General features: G+C 70.0%; 16 protein-coding genes. 9 read left to right on the plus strand and 7 right to left on the minus strand.

Annotation, left to right across the window (positions count from 1 at the left end; genetic code table 11):
- Together RHCRD62_RS05420 and RHCRD62_RS05425 are read left to right on the plus strand one after the other, a co-directional pair.
- On the plus strand, window positions 1–280 hold a 280-nt coding region (locus RHCRD62_RS05420), incomplete at its 5' end, for an acyl-CoA carboxylase biotin carboxyl carrier protein subunit (protein ID WP_157050818.1).
- Window positions 281–358: 78 nt separating this feature from the next.
- Window positions 359–700 (plus strand): hypothetical protein, encoded by a 342-nt coding sequence (locus RHCRD62_RS05425; protein ID WP_050063704.1) that lies wholly within the window; start codon window positions 359–361, stop codon window positions 698–700.
- Here RHCRD62_RS05425 and RHCRD62_RS05430 read toward each other — a convergent pair.
- The 4 genes from RHCRD62_RS05430 to RHCRD62_RS05445 form a co-directional block, all read right to left on the minus strand.
- A complete protein-coding gene (locus RHCRD62_RS05430) occupies window positions 687–1,499 on the minus strand; it encodes a tyrosine-protein phosphatase (protein ID WP_157050819.1) in 813 nt (270 codons plus the stop codon). The two genes, RHCRD62_RS05425 and RHCRD62_RS05430, sit on opposite strands and share 14 nt — an antisense overlap.
- A gap of 26 nt (window positions 1,500–1,525) precedes the next feature.
- Complete coding sequence (locus RHCRD62_RS05435; protein WP_050063705.1) at window positions 1,526–1,708, minus strand: hypothetical protein; 183 nt, start codon at window positions 1,706–1,708, stop codon at window positions 1,526–1,528.
- Window positions 1,709–1,858: 150 nt separating this feature from the next.
- Window positions 1,859–3,190 (minus strand): L-lysine 6-transaminase, encoded by a 1,332-nt coding sequence (gene lat / locus RHCRD62_RS05440; protein ID WP_050063706.1) that lies wholly within the window; start codon window positions 3,188–3,190, stop codon window positions 1,859–1,861.
- 64 nt (window positions 3,191–3,254) lie between these two features.
- The gene (locus RHCRD62_RS05445; RefSeq protein ID WP_050063707.1) at window positions 3,255–3,695 is read right to left on the minus strand and encodes an Lrp/AsnC family transcriptional regulator; all 441 of its coding nucleotides are present in this window, start codon (window positions 3,693–3,695) and stop codon (window positions 3,255–3,257) included.
- A 71-nt stretch (window positions 3,696–3,766) separates the two neighbouring features.
- Here RHCRD62_RS05445 and RHCRD62_RS05450 point away from each other — a divergent pair, with 71 nt between their 5' ends.
- Together RHCRD62_RS05450 and RHCRD62_RS05455 are read left to right on the plus strand one after the other, a co-directional pair.
- Window positions 3,767–5,275: an L-piperidine-6-carboxylate dehydrogenase gene (locus RHCRD62_RS05450; protein WP_050063708.1), complete on the plus strand. Its 1,509-nt coding sequence runs from the start codon at window positions 3,767–3,769 to the stop codon at window positions 5,273–5,275.
- A 93-nt stretch (window positions 5,276–5,368) separates the two neighbouring features.
- On the plus strand, window positions 5,369–6,547 hold the full coding sequence (locus tag RHCRD62_RS05455) for a serine hydrolase domain-containing protein (RefSeq protein WP_050063709.1): 1,179 nt from the start codon (window positions 5,369–5,371) through the stop codon (window positions 6,545–6,547).
- A 49-nt stretch (window positions 6,548–6,596) separates the two neighbouring features.
- Here the strand turns inward: RHCRD62_RS05455 and RHCRD62_RS05460 are convergent, their stop codons facing one another.
- Genes RHCRD62_RS05460 through RHCRD62_RS05470 form a run of 3 tightly spaced genes read right to left on the minus strand, consistent with a single transcriptional unit; the run spans window position 6,597 to window position 9,843 of the window.
- Window positions 6,597–7,433, minus strand: coding sequence for an SDR family oxidoreductase (locus tag RHCRD62_RS05460; protein WP_050063710.1), 837 nt, complete (start codon window positions 7,431–7,433; stop codon window positions 6,597–6,599).
- Entirely contained in the window at window positions 7,430–8,893 is a 1,464-nt protein-coding gene (locus RHCRD62_RS05465) for a flavin-containing monooxygenase (protein ID WP_050063711.1), read from the minus strand. The genes RHCRD62_RS05460 and RHCRD62_RS05465 overlap by 4 nt, the downstream gene beginning before the upstream one ends.
- The gene (locus tag RHCRD62_RS05470; RefSeq protein ID WP_050063712.1) at window positions 8,890–9,843 is read right to left on the minus strand and encodes a patatin-like phospholipase family protein; all 954 of its coding nucleotides are present in this window, start codon (window positions 9,841–9,843) and stop codon (window positions 8,890–8,892) included. Before RHCRD62_RS05470 ends, RHCRD62_RS05465 begins: the two co-directional genes overlap by 4 nt.
- Window positions 9,844–9,912: 69 nt before the next feature.
- Here RHCRD62_RS05470 and RHCRD62_RS05475 point away from each other — a divergent pair, with 69 nt between their 5' ends.
- The 5 genes from RHCRD62_RS05475 to RHCRD62_RS05495 all read left to right on the plus strand — a co-directional run bounded on the left by RHCRD62_RS05475 (window position 9,913) and on the right by RHCRD62_RS05495 (window position 17,894).
- Complete coding sequence (locus RHCRD62_RS05475; protein WP_050063826.1) at window positions 9,913–10,515, plus strand: TetR/AcrR family transcriptional regulator; 603 nt, start codon at window positions 9,913–9,915, stop codon at window positions 10,513–10,515.
- 191 nt (window positions 10,516–10,706) lie between these two features.
- Window positions 10,707–11,501 carry a VOC family protein gene (locus RHCRD62_RS05480; protein ID WP_050063827.1) on the plus strand — a complete coding sequence of 265 codons (795 nt, stop codon included), beginning with the start codon at window positions 10,707–10,709 and terminating at the stop codon, window positions 11,499–11,501.
- 79 nt (window positions 11,502–11,580) lie between these two features.
- Window positions 11,581–12,603: an acyl-CoA dehydrogenase family protein gene (locus tag RHCRD62_RS05485; RefSeq protein WP_050063713.1), complete on the plus strand. Its 1,023-nt coding sequence runs from the start codon at window positions 11,581–11,583 to the stop codon at window positions 12,601–12,603.
- A 100-nt stretch (window positions 12,604–12,703) separates the two neighbouring features.
- Window positions 12,704–13,237, plus strand: a complete 534-nt coding sequence (locus tag RHCRD62_RS05490; protein WP_212744385.1) for a fascin domain-containing protein — start codon at window positions 12,704–12,706, stop codon at window positions 13,235–13,237.
- An 88-nt stretch (window positions 13,238–13,325) separates the two neighbouring features.
- Entirely contained in the window at window positions 13,326–17,894 is a 4,569-nt protein-coding gene (locus tag RHCRD62_RS05495; RefSeq protein WP_050063714.1) for an ATP-dependent helicase, read from the plus strand.
- Window position 17,895 lies beyond the last annotated feature (1 nt).

Raw genomic sequence — 17,895 nt, forward strand, 5'->3', positions numbered from 1 at the left:
GGTCGGGGCGATCACCCGCAAGCCGAAGTCCCGTAAGCGTGGTGGCGGCGGTGCGGGTGCCGCGTCGGGTGATGCGGTCACCGCGCCGATGCAGGGCACCGTCGTCAAGGTTGCTGTCGAGGAGGGTCAGGAGGTCGCCGAGGGTGATCTGATCGTGGTCCTCGAGGCGATGAAGATGGAGAACCCGGTGACCGCGCACAAGGCGGGTGTCGTGACGGGGTTGGCTGTCGAGCCGGGTGCCGCGATCACGCAGGGCACCGTCCTCGCCGAACTGAAGTAGGCCCTCCGGGCACGTGCGCGAGTTCGGTAGCTCCGGTTACCGGACTCGCGCACGTGCGCCAGGCACCTGAGGAATCTCATGGAACCGATCGAAATCAACGCCGGATCCTGGTATCTGCGTGCGTTGCGGTCCGACGAACGCGTCGACGACCGGCCCGCGCTTGCCGACTGCGGCATCACCGATCCCGAGCACGTTGCGACGCGCGCCGCGCAGTGGGCGTCCGACGAGCACTACTCGTGGGCGGTGTGCGAGCCGACCACCGGCGAACTGCTCGCCGAGGTCGGCCTGACCCTGCACGGCGACGCCGCGTCCCTGACCGGGCGGGCGCGCCCCGGCCACGACGACGCACTCGACGCCGCCGTGGAATCGGTGCAGCGCTTCGGTGCGGCGGGACTCGGGCTGACGATCAGTCGCGGCTGAGCAGACGCTCCCGCAGCGCGTTCACGTCCTCTGCTTCGAGTCCGAGTCCCCGTGTGAAGTAGCTCTCGATGTCGCCGAACGTCGTGCTCATCTCGTCGATCGCCGTCTCCAGGTACTCCCGGCGCACACCGAGAATCGGCAGCAGGATGTCCGGGTTTCCGCCCGCGTTGCGGAAACGGTCGAACACCGGCGAGAGCGCAGGCAGCAGATGCTCGTTGGTGAGCAGGTATTCGGTGAAGACCGTTTCCTCGTCGACTCCGAGGAGCAGCAGCAGCGCGGCGACGCCCCAGCCGGTGCGGTCCTTGCCCGTGGTGCAGTGGATCAGTGCGGGCGCATCGGTCCCGCGGGCGAGGTCGGTGTAGAGGGACCGGTAGGCCGTGACCGCGGACGGCAGCGACACGAACTCGCGGTAACTGCTCAGCAGGTGCTCGCTGGCCTCCGAGCCGCCGAGCGCCTCCTCTGCGAGCTTCGGGTCCTCGAGGAGCTTGAGCATCATCGCGGGCGCCGCCGACGGATCACGGTCCGCGAGGACGTCGAGGGGCACCTCCTTCGCGCCGGTCGGGACGCGGTCGGGCCGCACCTCCCGTTCCGCAACAGTGCGCAGGTCGAACACCGTGGCGATGCCGAGATCGTCGAGTGCGACCGCGTCGGTGTCGGTGACGGCACCGAGGTCGGTTGACCGGTAGAGCACTCCCCGGCGCACCGTCGCTCCGGCACCGGCGGGGTAGCCGCCTGCGTCGCGCAGGTTGGGCACGGACGAGACGGGGATGAGGGAGCCGAGTGGCCGCATGATGCTCATGCCTGCACGGTAATCCACGTGATCCGTCACTGGCCCGTCGGCGTCGCGACAATGCCCTCACCCGGGCCGCATGCTGCCGGACCTGCGGCGTCACCTACGGCCACGCCGATCGTCATGCCGAGCACCAGCGCTGAGGCAACGCAGATCATCCAGGTGGCCCGGGTCAGGTCGCGGTCGGCATGCGCGGGTGGTTCGAACGGGTGGGTCACGTGGTGGTCCTTCGGAGCGTTCGGGGCGGTGTCCGCGATCGGACGTTGTCGATCAACGCCGCGCGCGGGATCCGCCGCTCCACTTCCGGAGCCGCTCAGAATGACAGGGGGGTACGACAGGTTCGGATTTCGCCCGTCGACCTGGGTCGATCAGTCGAGTACCCGGTCGAGTGCGGCAACGGCGTCGGACAGTTCGGTCGTCGTGACCGTCAGCGGTGGCCGGAACCGGACTCCCCGCTCACCCGTGCCGAGCAGGAGCACGTGTTCGCGCTCGCGCAGTGCGGCGACCGCCGCGTCCCGTCGGGTCGCGGTGTCGAGGGTGACCGCGCACATGAGTCCGCGTCCCCGCGCGTCGGTCACGACTCCGGGACGGCGCGCGGCGAGTGCGCGCAACTCGGTGAGCAGGTGCGAGCCGAGCAGTCGTGCCCGGTCGATCAGCCGGTCCCGCTCCACGACTTCGAGAACACGTCTGGCCCTGACCATGTCGGTGAGGTTGCCGCCCCAGGTGGAGTTGATTCGGGAGCTCACGCGGAAGACGTTGTGCGGCTCCTCGTCGACGCGTCCGCCGGCCATGATCCCGCACACCTGGGTCTTCTTCCCGAACGCGACGATGTCCGGTTCGAGGCCGAGTTGCCGGTACGCCCAGGCGGTTCCGGTGAGCCCGACCCCGGTCTGCACTTCGTCGAGGACGAACAGGGCATCGCGTTCGGTGCAGAGCCGGGCCATCGACTGCAGGAACTCCGGACGCAGGTGCCGGTCGCCGCCCTCGCCCTGGATCGGCTCGGCGACGAAACAGGCGATGTCGTGGGGATGGTCGGCGAAGGCCCGGCGCGCCTGACTCAGGGCGAGTTCCTCGGCGGCGGCGATGTCGACGCCGGTTTCGACTGCGGGAGCGTCGATCCGCGGCCAGTCGAATCGCGGGAACCGGGCGACCTTGATCGGGTCGGTGTTGGTCAGGGAGAGGGTGTAACCGCTGCGACCATGGAAGGCGTGCCGCAGGTGCAGGACCTTGGTGCCGAGCGCGGCGTCGCGGCCGGCGGCCTCGTTGCGGCGACTCTTCCAGTCGAACGCGACCTTGAGCGCGTTCTCGACGGCGAGTGCGCCACCGTCGACGAGGAACAGGTGCGGCAGTCGGGGGTCGCCGAGGACCCGTTCGAAGGTGTCGACGAACCGTGCCATCTCGGTGGTGTAGACGTCGGAGTTGCTGGGTTTGTTGACGGCCGCCTCGGCGAGCTCGAGCAGGAACGCGGGATCGTCCGCGAGGTCGGGATGGTTCATCCCGAGCGCGGAGGAGGCGAAGAACCCGAACATGTCGAGGTATTCGGTGCCGTCGCGTTCGTCGACGAGGGTGCGACCCCGGGAGCGTTTCAGGTCGAGGACGAGATCGAATCCGTCGACCAGGAGGTGCTCGCCGAGCACGCGGAGAACATCGCCGGGCCCGATACGCCCGGGGCCGGGTCGGTGATCGATGGCGCCGCTCATACCGTCAGGCTATGCGCAAAACTTACGGAAATGCACTGGCCTGATGTAACAATTCCGGTTCAGGCTACGTCTGATCGTAAAATGTTTGCAGAATGATGGTGCTGCGGGTTCGGACGTTCGCGGCGGTCCGAATTCGCTGCAACAGGTGCTCGAGGGCCCGGGGAGACGCCACCCGCACCAGCAACACGTAGCTGTCCTCACCGGCAACAGAGTGACACGCACGGACCTCGGGAATGTCCGCCAGCCGCGCGGGGGCGTCGTCCGGGCCCGACGGATCGAAAGGAGTGATCGCCACGAACGCCGACAGTTCGTCGCCGAGCGCGGCGGGGTCGACGCGGGCACCGTACCCGCGGATCACTCCCCTGGACTCGAGGCGCCGCACCCGCGTCTGGACCGCGGACACCGACAACCCCGCCTTCTGCGCGAGCGCGGACAGCGTGGCGCGGCCGTCGTCGACCAGTTCGTGCACGAGCAGTGTGTCGATCTCGTCCAATGGCTCCGACATGGGGGCAGGCTAGCCCAGTACGTACTCGAACCCGACACGTTCCGAACCGTGAGACCGACGGAGGCACCGCGATGACCGAGACCGTACCCCGCGACCTGTGCAGCCGCGCCGCCGACGCCCTGCGCGCGTGCGGCGTCACCGTCCCGTCCGGCGACGACCTGCCCGCGCTCTCACCGGTGGACGGCACCGTGCTGTTCACGTTGCGCGAGAGCACACCGGACGACGTGTCGGCGGCGATCGAGCATGCGCAGCAGGCGTTCTCGCAGTGGCGGGTCGTGCCCGCGCCCGCTCGTGGGGCACTGGTGCGTCGCCTCGGCGAACTGCTCACCGAGCACAAGCACGCGCTCGCCGACCTCGTCACGATCGAGGCCGGGAAGATTCCGTCCGAGGCCCTCGGCGAAGTGCAGGAGATGATCGACGTCTGCGAGTTCGCGGTCGGGTTGTCGCGGCAGCTCTACGGCCGGACCATGCCGTCCGAGCGTCCCGGCCACCGGCTGATGGAGACCTGGCATCCGCTCGGGGTCGTCGGGGTGATCTCCGCGTTCAACTTTCCCGTCGCGGTCTGGGCGTGGAACACCGCAATCGCCCTGGTGTGCGGCGATCCCGTGGTGTGGAAGCCGTCCGAGCTGACTCCGTTGACGGCCCTCGCGTGCGATGCGCTGCTGCAGCAGGCGGCGAAGGAAATCGGTGCACCGGACAGCCTTCACTCCGTTCTGCTCGGGAGCGGACCGGTCGGTGAACAGCTCGTCGACGACCCGCGGGTCGCCCTGGTCAGCGCGACGGGGTCGGTGCGGATGGGTCGCGAGGTCGGACCCCGGGTGGCGGCCCGGTTCGGACGGTGCCTGCTGGAGTTGGGCGGCAACAACGCCGCGGTCGTCGCGCCGTCCGCGGACCTGGACCTAGCCGTCCGCGGGATCGTGTTCGCCGCCGCGGGCACCGCAGGGCAGCGCTGCACGACGCTGCGCCGGCTGATCGTGCACTCGTCGGTCGTGGACACCGTCGTCGACCGGGTCGCGGACGCGTACCGACAGCTCCGGGTCGGTGATCCGTTCGAGGACGGCGTACTCGTCGGCCCGCTGATCCGCGAACGATCATGGGACGCAATGGCGGCCGCGCTGGGTCGGGCACGCGACGCCGGGGGCACGGTGGTGTGCGGCGGCGAGCGGGTGGATCGCGACGGCGTCTACGCGTCACCCGCACTGGTGCGGATGCCCGAGCAGACCGCCGTCGTCCTGGAGGAAACGTTCGCACCGATCCTGTACGTGCTGACGTACGACAGGTTCGACGAGGCGATCGCGCTGCACAACGCCGTCCCGCAGGGTCTGGCGTCCTCGATCTTCACCCTCGATCAGCGTGAGGCGGAACGCTTCCTCGCCGCCGACGGGTCGGACTGCGGCATCGCGAACGTCAACATCGGCACGTCGGGCGCCGAGATCGGCGGCGCGTTCGGCGGTGAGAAGGAGACCGGCGGTGGCCGCGAGTCCGGTTCCGACTCGTGGAAGGCGTACATGCGCCGCGCGACCAACACCGTCAACTACTCCGACCAGCTCCCCCTCGCGCAGGGAGTGCACTTCGGGTAGGCGATGTCGGATTGCGGCGCGCGACCGCGTCCCCCAGCATGAGAGCCGAGGCGCGAGTCGACGTGGCTCTGCCCGTTCTCGGTGAGGGGAACGATGACGACCCACGATGCCGTGCGAACATGGCGACGTCTCGCGGTCGGCGCGATCGCCGCCCTCGGCCTTCTGGTCGGCGGATGCACAGCCGCACCGAGTGACGACGCCGGGACCGCTCCATCGGCGACCCGACCGGCCGCACCCGAGGGCGAGTTGCCCGCCGAGCTCCAGGACCGGCTACGGAACGCGGTCGAGCAGGTCATGACGGAGTACGACGTGCCCGGCGCTGCCGCGGGCGTCTGGGTTCCCGGGCAGGGCTCGTGGACGACCGCGGTCGGCCTCGCCGACGTCGACGGCAACGTCCCCGTCACCACCGACATGACCTGGCCCATCCGGAGCGTCACCAAGTCGTACACCGTCACCCTCGTTCTCCAGCTGGCCGACGAGGGCAAGCTGAGTCTCGACGACACCATCGACCGGTACGTCGACGGGATCACTGACGGCGACGAGATCACCCTCCTCGAGCTCGCGAACATGTCGAGCGGCAACGCCGACTACGTGGGGCAGGCCTTCATCGACGACTTCAGCGCGGACCCGACGAAGATCTACACCCTCGCCGAACTGAACAGCTTCGTGATCGACCAGCCGGCGCAGTTCGCCCCCGGCAGCGACTACGAGTACACGAACGCCAACACGAACCTCCTCGGCGCCGTCATCGAGAAGGTCACCGGTCAGTCCTACGCCGAGGCGCTCGACGAGCGCATCCTCGGGCCGCTCGGACAGTCCGGCACCGCCTATCTGACCGACGTCGACGACTGGGCAGCACCCCATCCCGTCGGCTACATCGTGACCGACGGGATCCCGGAGGGCCAGGACGAGAACCCCTCGATCCTCGGTGCCGCGGGAGCGCTGTTCTCGACCCTCGACGACGGCCGGGTCTGGGCGCAGACGCTCGGCACCGGTGCGCTGCTGAAGCCCGAGACGCAGGAGCTGCGTCAGGTCGGCCACCCGATCCCCCGACCGCCGTACGACCTGTACGCGGTCGGCATGGGCGAGACCGGCGGCTGGTGGGGCCACAACGGCGAGGGCATCGGGTTCACCGCCGCGACGTTCCACGACCCCGACACGGGCGCGAGCATCGTCGTGTACATGAACGAGTCGAACGTTCCCGACGCACATCCAGCCGACGCGACCTTCCGCGCCCTGGCCGAGGTCCTCGCGAACGAGACAGGTCGGTGACACTGCGCCGAGCGACGGACCTACCGACGCCCGCGGCCACCCACACCGGTCACAGCCGGCGGACACGCTCGTCGTAGTCCGCCCGCGCCGCCGAGTCGACGGAGGTCACGGCCCGGTCGCCGCCGACGACCCGCCGCACGAGCCGGATCAGCGTCTCCGGTGCCGCGGCGAGCCCGAGGTCGAGGGCGGCCAGGTAGCCGGGCACGGGCGTCTCGGCTCGCCGGGTGCGGCAGGTCCGGACGACGGCGGCCGCGATGTCCTCGGGGTCGACCGTGGGCAGCCCCTTGCCGAGCGGCAGGCCCGACGTCAGCGTGGTGCGCACCGCGCTGGGCAGCACCGTCGACACGCTCACCCCGTGCTCGGCGAACTCCAGGCGCGCCGCCGCCGACAGCCCGACGGCCGCGAACTTGCTGGCGTTGTAGACGGCCAGCCCGGGGATCGCGATCTTCCCGGCGAGGGACGCGACGTTGATGATGTGCCCGCGACCCCGCTCGATCATCGCCGGCGCCACCGCCCGCATGCCATGGATCAGGCCCCACACGTTCACGTCGAGGGTTGCCTCGCCGATCTCGTCCGGTTCGTCGAGGAACGGCGCCACCGGCATCACACCCGCATTGCCGACCAGGACGTCGATCGGCCCGAGGTCCGCGACGACCGCGGCGACACACGCGTCCCACGACGCCCGGGAACGCACGTCGAGGGTGTACGCCCGCGCCGCCGAACCGATCTCGGCCGCCGCGGCGTCCGCTGCGGCGCGGTCCAGGTCGGCCACCGCGACGCGCGCACCGCCGGCCGCCAGCGCCTGCGCGGTGGCCCGGCCGATGCCGCGTCCCGCGCCCGTGACGAGGACGACCGCGCCGCCGAGGGAGATCTCCGGGTACTTCATCGTGTCGACACCTCGTATGCTCGTTGATCGAATTCGTTCAGTCGCTGCACCATTCGGCCCGTCGACCACGGCCAGTTGAAGCTGTTGCGACCGTTGACGTCGAGGAAGTAGCTCTGGCAGCCGCCCGCGTTGTAGACGGTCGTCGCCAGCGCCTGCTGCACGTCGGCGTTGAAGGCGGCCTGCACGTCGGCGCGGGTCTCCATCCGTGTCCACCCTCCGGTGCGGGCCGCGCTGATCGCCGACGCCAGGTACTCCAACTGCGCTTCGAGGATGGTGAATGCCGAGGTGTGTCCGGTACCGAGCGCGGGACCGAGCAGGACGAAGGCGTTGGGGAATCCCGCGACCGTGGTCCCGAGGTAGGCCTGTGGACTGCCCTTCCAGTGATCGTCGAGGCTGCGGCCGGCACCGTCGAAGACCTTGCTGCCGATGGGCATGTCGAGGATGTGGAAGCCGGTGCCGAAGATGATGACGTCGACCTCGCGTTCGGCGCCGTCGGTTCCGATGACGGTGTTGCCGCGCACGGAGGCGACGGCGTTCGCGTGCACCTCGACGTTCGGCCGCGTCAGCGCCGGGTAGTAGGTGTTGGACAGCAGCAGCCGCTTGCAGCCGAGGGTGTAGTCCGGTGTGAGTGCCTGTCGCAGTTCGGGATCGGGGACCTGCGCTCGGAGTTGGGCTCGGCCGATCTGCTGCACGATCCGCAGGATCCACGGGTTGCGGAAGCCGACGCCGAGCGCCTCCATGATGGTGTACTCGATCGACCGCAAGGCCCGCTGCGCACCGGGAACGCGCCGCATGACCCACCGTTCGACCTTCGGAACGTAGTGGTCGGGCTTGGGCAGCACCCACTGGGCAGTGCGCTGGTACAGGTGCAGTTGCTCGACGTCGGGCACGATCGCGGGCACGAACTGCACTGCGGACGCACCGGTTCCGACCACCGCGACCCGCTTCCCGGTCAGGTCGAGGTCGTGGTTCCACCGGGACGAGTGGAAGGCCTCGCCGTCGAAGGTGTCGAGTCCCGGGATGTCGGGCACCAGCGGTTCGCTCCACGGCCCGGCGGCCGCGATCACCGAACCCGCGGTGAGGGTTCCGCGGTTCGTGTCGACCACCCACCGGTGGCGGGTCTCGTCCCATTGCGCACGGGTCATCTCGGTGCCGAAGCGGACGTGCTCTCCGACGCCGTGTTCGGCGGCAATCCTGTCGACGTAGTCGAGGATCTCCCCTTGCCCGGCGAACAGCCTGGTCCACTCCGGATTGGGGGCGAACGAGTACGAGTAGAGCCCGGACGGGACGTCGCACGCACATCCGGGGTAACTGTTGTCGCGCCACGTGCCGCCGAGTGCGTCGCCCTTCTCGAGGACGACGAAGTCGGTGATGCCCATGCGTCGCAGGGTGATCGCCGCACCGATGCCGGAGATTCCGGCTCCGATGATGGCGAACTCGACGTGTTCCGGCTGGGTCATCGCGTCACTCCGTTCTCGATCTGGCGGGCCACGGCGGCCCGGGTGGTGCGCAGCGACGACTCCAGCGTCGCGAGCCGTCTGCGGTTGTCCATGAAGTTCGGGCCCATCACGGCGAGGTCCTCGGCAGTCGCGTCGAGGCGGATCACCCGGGTTCCCGCGGCGCGCACGACGTCCAGTTCGGCGTCGAGACCCGCACTCATCCATCCGCGCAGGATCAGCCGTTCGAGTCGAGCGGCGCCGCGCGCAGGCACCCGGCCGGTGGACGCCATCGGCGCGAGCACGACGAGTTCGTCGAGTTCGAGCGGCGCGACGAGGTCCGCGGAGGCGGTCGACGCGGCCCCGCCGTCGACGAATCGACGACCACCGATCCGCACCGGCGGGAACCAGCCGGGGATCGCCCACGACGCGCGAAGCGCTTGCGAGAGCGTCGCTTCCGGAGCACCCGGAGACCCGAACGCGACGCGTTCGCCGGAGTCGTGATCCATCGCGACGAGCCAGGTCGCGGGGTGCGCCACCCACGCACGATCCGGCGCCATCCCGGATGCGAGCCGATCGAGCCATGCCGCGTCCCCGCCGCCGGGCGGGAGCAGGCCGCTCAGTGCGGTGACGGTACCGACGCTGCGGTTCCGGACCAGTCGCCGCGACCCGAGCCCGAGGCGCGGCAGGGGCGGGAACCGGCCCGGTGCGTCGGCCAGGTGGGTGCGCAGCGCCGGGTGGGCGACCTGCTCGCCCAGCTGCATCGCGACCAGCTCGTCCACGCCGAGACCGCTGCCGAGCATCGTGACGAGTTCCGCGCCCGCCGACGTCCCGACGAGGACGTCCGCCTCGCGTGGGTCCCAATCCAGGGCGTTGCGGACGGCAGCCAGTGCCGCGACCGTCCACGCCGCACCGAGAGTGCCGCCGCAACCGATGACCAGTCCCCGACGAAGGTGTCTGTCACTCGAAGTCATATTCAGAAACTAGCAGTATTCGAATACCATCGGTATGCCAAATGGAGAATTTTCGCGAACGGAGTGTCGATGACCCGGATGACCAGGTCGGAAAGCCAGGCCCAGACGCGGGCCCACCTGATAGCGACCGCCCGCGACCTGTTCCTCGCCAATGGCTACGGCGTCACCTCCCTCGAGAAGGTCGCGGAGGAGGCCGGCTACTCGAAGGGTGCCGTGTACTCGAACTTCCGCAACAAGAAGGAGCTCTGCCTGGAGGTCCTCCAGCTGATCCACGCGACCAAGGGCAGCGAAATCGCCGAGGTGATGGCGCGGCCGGTGCCGCTCGAGGAACGGCTGATCGCGTTCGAGGACTGGGCGGAGCGCACCCTCGGTGACGTCGAATGGACGATGCTCGAGTTCGAGTTCATCGCAGCCACCCGTCACGACCCCGAACTGCGAACGGCGCTGGCAACGAACCTGTCCTCGACCCATCACATCGTGCAGGCCGTCCTCGGCGCGCTCGTGGCGTCCGGCGAGGTCACCCTCCCGATGTCCGTGGAGGACGCGACGACCAGCGTCCTGAGCTTCGGCGTCGGCCTCGGCATCCAGCGGGCCATCGACCCGACGATCTCGACCTCGGTGATCACCCGAAACCTGCGCGCGCTTCTCGGCGGATCCGGAGACGGCCCGTGACGCACCGGCCGGGGCTCGCACACGGCGTCGCTCAGGGTGTGGCGCCTCGCTCGTCACGCTCGATCAACGGGAAGCGGAGCGGCGGACGATTCCGCTGACAGGTGGCAATCCACCGGCGCGCCGATGAGAATCGGACGCGACAGCGGTCAGTACCTGCATCCGAGAACGTTGCGTCCGAGAAGGGTTCGATCATGTCCGAATACTCCGCACCTGCTGGTGCCCCAGTCTGGTTCGATCTGATGAGCAGCAACCCCGCGAAGGCTGCGGAGTTCTATAGCGCGATCTTCGGCTGGGAGGTCGAGGCACCGCGCGAAGAGTTCGGCGGCTACCAGAACTTCACGAAGAACGGGCGACGCGTGGCCGGCCTGTCTCCGTGGATGGAGGAGGCCGGCGGCCCGCCGAACATCTGGTCCGTGTACCTGCGCACCGACGACGCGGCGGCGACGTTGGCGGCGGCCGAGGCCGCGGGCGGTTCGGTGATGGTCCCGCCGATGGCGGTCGGCGACGAGGGCACCATGGCAGTGGTGACAGATCCTGCAGGAGCGGTGATCGGGTTCTGGCAGCCCGGCCTGCACCACGGGTTCACCCAGTGGGGCGAGCACGGGACGCCGTACTGGTTCGAGTGCCACAGCAAGGACTATGCGAAGTCGATCGACTTCTACCCGAAGGTGATCGGCGCTCGGCTCGAGGAGATCGGAACGGGCGGGGACGGCTCGCCCGGACCGGATGCCTACAGCCAGGTCTTCATCGGCGATTTGTCGTACTCGGGCATCATGGACACCTCGAAGCTCAGTCCACCCGAGGTGCCGTCGTTCTGGCAGGCGTATGTCACATCCGACGATGTCGCCGCCACCGTCGCGCAGGTCGAATCGCTCGGCGGCACGGTCCTGATGCCCGCCGAGGACACCCCCTACGGGACGCTCGCAACGGTCACCGACCCTTTCGGCGCGGCCTTCTCCCTGGGCCACCCACCGACCGGCATGTAGACACTCGGCATGTAAAAACTGATGGGTCCCGTCGGTCCGCCTCCGGGCAGACGGGACCCGCGGGCAATACGCTGGCGCCGTGACGCACTGGCCGGAGCTCGCTCACGACATCGCCGAGGACGTGCTGTTCCCGGTCGCCGACAGCGTGGACGCCGACGGGGAGATCCCGTCGAGCCACTTCTACGCACTCGCCGACGCGGGGTTCTACGGTCTCGCCGCACCCCCCGAACTCGGTGGCCCGACCATCGACATCGGCGACCTCGTCGCGGTCGTCGAGACGCTGTGCGGCGGGTGCCTCGCGACGACGTTCACCTGGATGCAGCATCACGGGGTCGTCGCGGCGCTCGCCGCCAGCCCCAACACCGCTCTGCGCGAACGGTTCTGGGACGGTCTCGTCTCCGGGTCGGTGCGCGGCGGCGTCGCCTTCGCTGGTGCGATCCCGCAACCACCACTGCTGTACGCACGTCGCGTCGACGGCGACGGCTACATCCTCGACGGAGTGGCCCCGTTCGTCACCGGCTGGGGCATCGTCGACGTGCTGCAACTGTCTGCGCGGGACGAGTTCGACGACTCGATCGTCCACGTCCTCGTCGACGCCGCAGCCACCGACGGCATCACCGTCGAGCATCTGCCGCTCATCGCCGCCCGCGGCAGCAACACCGTGCGGTTGCGGATCGACGGACTCGTGGTGCCGGACGAGCAGGTGGTCGGTGTCGTCGACCCGGCCGTGTTCGCCGCCGGACAACTGTTCGGGTCGTGGCTCAACGGCTGCATGGCGACGGGGGTCGCACGGCGGGCCCGCACCGAACTCGCCGAACGCGGAGTGGACGTCCGCCGATTCGCCTCCGACGCCGAGCAGGTCCGCGCGAGCCTGGACGGGGCGTTCGCGGGCACCGGCGACCTGAGTACGGCGCGCGCGGCGGCGTCGGAACTTGCCGTGCGCACCGCCGCCGCGCTGGTCACGGCGACGGGCAGCGCAGCATCGATCGCCGGAGCGACCGCCGAACGTCTCATGCGGGAGGCGACGCTGACGCTGGTCGCGGCGTCCCGACCGCAGATCCGGTCGGCGCTGCTGGACCGGTTCGGTCGCGGCACCGACTGACACCGGGTGGTGTCCGTTTGCACCCAAGGGTCGGTGTTTCCCGCGGCCGCCCCGGGTGAGGCTGGGGTCAACATCCGAACCGACCCCTGAGGTGATCATCATGTCCAGTCGTACCAAACGTTTCATCACCGCCGGACTCGCGGCGGCCGCCGTCATGGCCGGTGGGCTCTTCGGCGCCGCGTCGGCGAGCGCCTACAACGGTCCCGTCTCCGGCTGCGCCTTCCAGACGGTGAACGGGAACTACCTGACGGCCGTCGGCGGCGGCGGACGCACCACCGACGTCCTCCACACCGATGCGACACAGATCCGTGGATGGGAGAAGTTCACTCTCGTCGACTCACGCGACGGCTCTCCGGAGATCGCCTACGGCGTCCAGACCATGACCGGCAACTATCTGACTGCCGTCGGCGGCGGCGGGCGCATCACCGACGTGATGCACTCGGATGCCACGTGGCTGCGCGGCTGGGAGAAGCTCACATTGCACTCCCTCGGTGGCGACTGGTACTCGATCTCGACCGTCAACGGCCGGTATCTGACCGCAGTCGACGGTGGCGGCCGAGTCAGCGACGCGATCCATTCCGACGCGACGCAGGTCGGAGCGTGGGAGCGGTTCCACGTGACCTGCGGGCACTGACCGGGTTCCCTCCGGCGCCACCGGCACACGTGCCGGTGGCGCTGTCCGCTGTACTGACGATGTCGGACCCTGCGGGCAGTATGGATCCATGGATTCGGTGCTCGGCAGGTTCTCCGCGGCCACCCGTGAGTGGTTCGAGGGTGCCTTCCCGGCCCCCACGTCCGCGCAACTCGGCGCGTGGGAGGCGATCGCCGACGGAGCGCACGCCCTCGTGGTCGCCCCGACGGGGTCCGGCAAGACACTGTCGGCGTTCCTGTGGGCACTGGATCAGCTGGCGTCACGCCCGCATCGAACGGACGACACCGAGACGGACCGGAAGCCGGGAACGTCGGTGCTGTACGTGTCGCCGCTCAAGGCCCTCGCCGTCGACGTCGAACGAAACCTGCGCGCCCCGCTCGTCGGCATCACGCAGACGGCGAAGCGGCTCGGTCTGACACCTCCCGCGGTCACCGTCGGCGTGCGATCCGGCGACACCACGCCCGCGGCTCGTCGCACCATGCTGCGCACTCCCCCGGACATCCTCATCACGACGCCGGAGTCGCTGTTCCTGATGCTGACCTCGGCGGCGCGCGAGACCCTCGCCTCGGTGCACACCGTGATCGTGGACGAGGTGCACGCGGTGGCCGCGACGAAACGTGGTGCGCACCTGGCACTCTCGCTCGAGCGGCTGGACATGCTGCTGGATCGTCCCGCGCAACGGATCGGATTGTCGGCGACCGTGCGCCCGCACGAGGAGGTGGCGCGGTTCCTGGCCGGCTCCGCACCGGTGCACATCGTGGCGCCCGCGTCACCCAAGACGTTCGACCTGACGGTACGCGTCCCGGTCGAGGACATGACGGAGCTCGGCGTCACCACACCGGACGAGGAGTCCGCTTCACCTGCCCCGCAGCAGGGTTCGATCTGGCCGCACGTCGAGGAACAGATCGTGGACCTCGTGCTCGACCACTCGTCGTCGATCGTGTTCGCCAATTCGAGGCGGCTCGCGGAGCGGCTGACCGCCCGCCTCAACGAGGTGTACGCGGAACGTCTCGGCGAGGACGGCGCGGCCAGCCGAGGTGACCCGGCGGCCACAGCCCACAGGACACCGGCGCTGATCGGGGCCACATCGGAGGTCAGTCACGGCGCCGATCCCCTGCTCGCCCGGGCCCACCACGGCTCGGTCAGCAAGGATCAGCGCGCCCTGATCGAGGACGACCTCAAGTCCGGGCGACTGCGGTGTGTCGTCGCCACGTCGAGCCTGGAGCTCGGCATCGACATGGGTGCGGTCGATCTCGTGATCCAGGTGGAGGCTCCGCCGTCGGTGGCGAGCGGGCTGCAGCGTGTCGGCCGCGCCGGACACCAGGTCGGCGAGATCTCCCGCGGCGTCCTGTTCCCCAAACACCGCACCGACCTGATCCACTGCGCGGTCACCGTCGAGCGCATGACGACGGGGAGGATCGAAGCGCTTGCGGTGCCCGCAAATCCGCTCGACATCCTCGCCCAGCACACCGTCGCAGCCTGTGCGCTCGACCCGATCGACGCCGGCGTCTGGTTCGACGCGGTCCGGCGCACCGGCAGCTTCGCGACGCTGCCCCGGTCCGCGTTCGACGCCACCCTCGACCTGCTCGCGGGCCGCTACCCGTCCGACGAGTTCGCCGAGCTGCGCCCGCGGCTGGTGTGGGACCGCGACGCCGACGTCCTGACGGGCAGGCCGGGCGCGCAGCGCCTGGCCGTGACCTCGGGCGGCGCGATCCCCGACCGCGGCCTCTTCACCGTCTACATGGTCGGCGAGAAGCAAAGCCGGGTCGGCGAACTCGACGAGGAGATGGTCTACGAGTCCCGCGTCGGCGACGTCTTCGCCCTCGGCGCCACGAGCTGGCGGATCGAGGAGATCACCCACGACCGCGTGCTCGTCTCCCCCGCCTACGGGATGCCCGGACGCCTGCCGTTCTGGCACGGTGACGGTCTGGGCCGCCCCGCCGAGCTGGGCGCCGCACTCGGCGAGTTTCTGCGGGAGACATCACTCGGCGAGCCAGAGGAGCTGCGGGCACGGCTCGCGTCGCAGGGTCTCGACGACAACGCCGTCACCAATCTCCTCGCGCTGGTTTCCGAGCAGGCCGCGGTGACCGGTCAGGTCCCCAGCGACCGAACACTGGTCCTGGAACGGTTCCGGGACGAACTCGGCGACTGGCGCCTGGTTCTGCACTCGCCGTACGGGATGCCCGTGCACGCGCCGTGGGCACTGGCCATCGGCGCCCGACTGCAGGAGCGCTTCGGAATCGACTCCGCACCAACGGCATCGGACGACGGCATCATCGTGCGACTCCCCGACACCGAGGACGCTCCGCCCGGCGCGGAGCTGTTCGTGTTCGACCGCGACGAGATCGAGGACGTCGTCACCGAGCAAGTCGGCGGGTCGGCCCTGTTCGCGTCCCGGTTTCGCGAGTGCGCGGCCCGCGCACTGCTGCTGCCGCGGCGCACCCCGGGCCGCCGCGCGCCGCTGTGGCAGCAACGCCAACGCGCGGCTCAACTCCTCGACGTCGCCCGCAAGTACCCGACGTTCCCGATCCTCCTCGAGACCGTGCGGGAGTGCCTGCAGGATGTGTACGACCTGCCGTCGCTGACACGACTGCTCACCGACGTCGGGCGCCGCCGGATCCGGATCGTCGAGGTGGAGACGGCGTCACCGTCACCGTTCGCGACGTCGCTGCTGTTCGACTACGTCGGCGCGTTCATGTACGAGGGCGACAGCCCCCTCGCCGAACGCCGTGCGGCCGCCCTGTCGCTCGACTCGACGTTGTTGGCGGAACTGCTCGGCCGGGTGGAGTTGCGGGAACTGCTCGACGACAACGTCATCGAGCAGACCGAACTCGAACTGCAGCGCCTGGTTCCCGATCGCAACGCCAGGGACGCGGAGGGAGTGGCAGACCTGTTGCGGCTCCTCGGCCCCCTCACCGAGGCCGAGGTCGCGGCCAGAGCGACCGCGGATCCCCTGCCGTGGCTGGGCGAACTCGAATCCCGCAAGCGTGCGCTGGCGGTGTCCTTCGCCGGCGCGGACTGGTGGGTGGCGATCGAGGACGCACCGCGGATGCGGGACGCACTTGGTGTGCCGCTGCCTATCGGCGTACCCGCCGCGTTCGTCGAACCGGTCGACGACCCGCTCGGCGACCTGATCGGCCGCTACGCCCGCACCCACGGCCCGTTCACCCTCGCCGACGCCGCGGCGCGATTCGGCCTCGGAGTCTCGGTGGTCCGCGACGTCCTGTTGCGGCTGGCCCAGGACAAACGCGTCGTCGAGGGCGAGTTCCGTCCCGCCGCAACCGGATCGGAGTGGTGCGACACCGAGGTCCTGCGTCGCCTGCGACGCCGGTCGCTCGCCGCCGCCCGCAGGGACGTCGAGCCGGTGGAGCAGCAGGCGCTCGGCCGGTTCCTGCCCGACTGGCAGCACGTCGGTGGGGGTCTGCGCGGCGTCGACGGGGTGGCCGCCGTCGTCGACCAGCTTGCCGGGGCGCCGATTCCGGCGTCGGCGTGGGAGTCGATCGTCCTGCCGTCCCGCGTGCGCGACTACACCCCCGCGATGCTCGACGAACTGACCACCACCGGGGAGGTCCTGTGGTCGGGCGCCGGGCACATCTCGGGGAGCGACGGGTGGGTGCGGCTGCACCTCGCGGACACGGCGCCCCTGACGCTGACGCCGCCACAGGAGATCGAGCTGACCGAGATGCACCGCGCGATCCTCGACACCCTCGCGCCGGGTGGCGCCTTCTTCTTCCGCAACCTGTCGGACCAGATCGGCGCCACCGACGATGCGGCGTTGTCCGACGCGCTGTGGCAGCTGGTGTGGGGCGGGTACGTCGGCAACGATTCGCTGGCCCCGCTGCGGGCACTGCTGTCGGGCACCACACGCGCCGCGCCCAGTCACCGCGCTCCGCGCCGCGCGCCGCGCACCCGCGCCTACCGCGCGCTGCCGCGGCCCACGATGCCGTCCCGGACCGGTCCCCCGACCGTGGGCGGCCGGTGGTCACTGCTTCCCGAACCGGAACCGGACCCGACGATCCGCGCGCACGGCCGGGCCGACCTGCTGCTCGACCGCCACGGCGTCGTGACCCGCGGTTCGGTTGTCGCGGAGGACGTTCCCGGCGGGTTCGCGTTGATGTACAAGGTGCTACGCGAGTTCGAGGAGAGCGGGCGGTGCAGACGCGGCTATTTCGTCGACGGTCTCGGTGCCGCTCAGTTCTCGACGTCGGACGTCGTCGACCGGCTGCGCGGCTACGCGGACGCCCCCACCCCGGACCGGCCCCGCGCGGCCGTGGCATTGGCGGCGACCGACCCCGCCAACCCGTACGGCGCGGCCCTCGGCTGGCCTGCGACGGAAGGGGGGCATCGGCCGGGCCGCAAGGCCGGTGCCATGGTCGTCCTCGTCGACGGCGACCTGGCGCTGTACGTCGAGCGAGGAGGGAAGACCCTGCTGACGTTCACCGCCGACCCAGGCGATCGGCACGCCGCGGCGCTCGCCCTCGGCGAACTCGTCGACCGCGGCGGCGTCGAGAAGATCGTCGTGGAGAAGGTGGACGGCGAATCCGTCCACTCCAGCCCGTTGGCACCCACCCTGGTCGAGGCCGGGTTCTCGGCCACACCCCGCGGCCTGCGGAAGCGGACGCCCTATGCGGGGCGGTGAC

It is taken from the genome of Rhodococcus sp. RD6.2, assembly GCF_001040705.1.
In the GTDB taxonomy this organism is placed as follows: domain Bacteria; phylum Actinomycetota; class Actinomycetes; order Mycobacteriales; family Mycobacteriaceae; genus Rhodococcus_G.

What these genes read in the sequence shown, in the direction of transcription:
- lat (WP_050063706.1), bottom strand. Translation starts at nt 3,190, where the DNA reads ATGAGCGGCGCCATCGATCACCGACCCGGCCCCGGGCGTATCGGGCCC.
- RHCRD62_RS05445 (WP_050063707.1), bottom strand. Translation starts at nt 3,695, where the DNA reads ATGTCGGAGCCATTGGACGAGATCGACACACTGCTCGTGCACGAACTG.
- RHCRD62_RS05450 (WP_050063708.1), top strand. Translation starts at nt 3,767, where the DNA reads ATGACCGAGACCGTACCCCGCGACCTGTGCAGCCGCGCCGCCGACGCC.
- RHCRD62_RS05495 (WP_050063714.1), top strand. Translation starts at nt 13,326, where the DNA reads ATGGATTCGGTGCTCGGCAGGTTCTCCGCGGCCACCCGTGAGTGGTTC.
- RHCRD62_RS05430 (WP_157050819.1), bottom strand. Translation starts at nt 1,499, where the DNA reads ATGAGCATCATGCGGCCACTCGGCTCCCTCATCCCCGTCTCGTCCGTG.
- RHCRD62_RS05490 (WP_212744385.1), top strand. Translation starts at nt 12,704, where the DNA reads ATGTCCAGTCGTACCAAACGTTTCATCACCGCCGGACTCGCGGCGGCC.
- RHCRD62_RS05470 (WP_050063712.1), bottom strand. Translation starts at nt 9,843, where the DNA reads ATGACTTCGAGTGACAGACACCTTCGTCGGGGACTGGTCATCGGTTGC.
- RHCRD62_RS05465 (WP_050063711.1), bottom strand. Translation starts at nt 8,893, where the DNA reads ATGACCCAGCCGGAACACGTCGAGTTCGCCATCATCGGAGCCGGAATC.
- RHCRD62_RS05455 (WP_050063709.1), top strand. Translation starts at nt 5,369, where the DNA reads ATGACGACCCACGATGCCGTGCGAACATGGCGACGTCTCGCGGTCGGC.
- RHCRD62_RS05460 (WP_050063710.1), bottom strand. Translation starts at nt 7,433, where the DNA reads ATGAAGTACCCGGAGATCTCCCTCGGCGGCGCGGTCGTCCTCGTCACG.
- RHCRD62_RS05475 (WP_050063826.1), top strand. Translation starts at nt 9,913, where the DNA reads ATGACCCGGATGACCAGGTCGGAAAGCCAGGCCCAGACGCGGGCCCAC.
- RHCRD62_RS05425 (WP_050063704.1), top strand. Translation starts at nt 359, where the DNA reads ATGGAACCGATCGAAATCAACGCCGGATCCTGGTATCTGCGTGCGTTG.
- RHCRD62_RS05480 (WP_050063827.1), top strand. Translation starts at nt 10,707, where the DNA reads ATGTCCGAATACTCCGCACCTGCTGGTGCCCCAGTCTGGTTCGATCTG.